Annotated in this window: 1 protein-coding gene; it reads right to left on the bottom strand. The window is 28.9% G+C overall.

Going from position 1 to position 1,612, the window contains the following annotated elements:
- Window positions 1–163: 163 nt before the first annotated feature.
- The gene (iadA, locus tag LPC13_RS16665) at window positions 164–1,336 is read right to left on the bottom strand and encodes a beta-aspartyl-peptidase (RefSeq protein ID WP_005211143.1); all 1,173 of its coding nucleotides are present in this window, start codon (window positions 1,334–1,336) and stop codon (window positions 164–166) included.
- Window positions 1,337–1,612 lie beyond the last annotated feature (276 nt).

Genomic DNA, 1,612 nt, shown 5'->3' with positions numbered 1-1,612 from the left:
ATTAAATTTTATCCACAACTAATAATAGAAAAACCCTCTGTTTTTAAACAGGGGGTTTTTCAACAAACTGAAAAATATAAGGGCTACTTTTTAATGTAGCCCTTATATTTTTTAATATATATTAAGTTTGTTCTCGCATTTCAAACTTTTTATCAATTCTTAACTAATTAAATGTTGGTTTTATTGTAGTATTTCCATCTTTAACAACAATTTTCCCCTTAGCTATAACCATATCTATATCTAATGTATCCTCATTTACAATTACTAAATCAGCATCTCTTTCTTTCTCTATTTTTCCTTTATTATTTAATTTTAATACTTCTGCAACATTTGAAGTTATAACTTTTATAGCATCCTCAATAGGAACATTATACTCTTTTATACTATCCTTAACTTCCCTATAAAGAGTTTCAACAGAACATATTCCAAGTCCAACTAATTTCCCATCGTTATCAAATACAGGCATACTTCCATTCCCATCAGAAGAAAATGTTATATGTTTAATATCCACTCCATTTTTTAATAAAAGTGTTAATCCTTCACATGCCCTTAATTCTCCTGGCTCTAAAAATCTTGGATCAGAGCTTGTAGTTAAATCAATAAATCCTCCCTTTTTAGCATATTCAATTCCTACTTTAAATAATTTATCACTTCTATTAATATGTGTCGGTAAAAGTTGAGTTGGAGGTATTTCAGTTTCTTCTATTACCTTAAATAAATATTCTAACCTTCTTGCTCCATCACCTAAATGAACATTAACAATTCCTGCTTTTCCTGATAATATCCCTCCGACTCTAGCTTGGGCTACAGTATTAACAAAATCCTGATAAGTTGCTTGTGAACTTCTATGGTCGGATAAAGCTACTTCTCCCACACCAATAATCTTATCAACCATCATAAGATCACCTTTTATACTATCTGTTATAGTTTTAACTGGTATTTCATAAGACCCTGTATAACAATAAGATGTTATACCTTCCTCTTCTAATCCGTTAGCTTTTGCAATTAATGACCTCATATTTCGGCATATTCCATCAGTACCTATACATCCAACCACTGTAGTTATACCAGCTTCAATTAATGAAACTATTGATATTTCTGGAGTTCTAGTCTTAAATCCACCTTCTCCTCCTCCACCAATAATGTGAACATGACAGTCCAAAAATCCAGGAAATAATATTTTCCCCTTGCCATCTATTACACTTATATTAACAAAATTATCAGGAATATTTAAATTATCATATATTCCTTCTATTTTATCATTTACTATAACTACATCCTTTTTACCTAACTTTTCTGGAGCATAAACATTTATATTTTTAATAACTGTAATCAAATTTAAGTCCTCCTCTATATCAACAAAAAATTAATCCAAAATTTCAATATAATTATTACTAATAGTAAATGAAATTTTCTATAAAAAACATACATCTTATTATCAAAGTTATTATTTTACTTTTTGCATCTATATATGCCCTTTTAGGTAAATCAATAAATATAATAAAAGTTATCAACTGAATGAGTAAATTTTACAAAATAAATATCCACCAGCTTAGCTGGTGGTTTTTCTTTCGCCCTATAAGGGCATTTTACTAGCAAGCATCTTAAGATG

Origin of the sequence: Clostridium celatum, from assembly GCF_021412605.1 — a bacterium.
GTDB classification, from domain to species: domain Bacteria; phylum Bacillota; class Clostridia; order Clostridiales; family Clostridiaceae; genus Clostridium; species Clostridium celatum.
The sequence above is the reverse complement of the archived record's forward strand: the minus strand, read 5'-3'. Positions and strand labels throughout refer to the sequence as shown.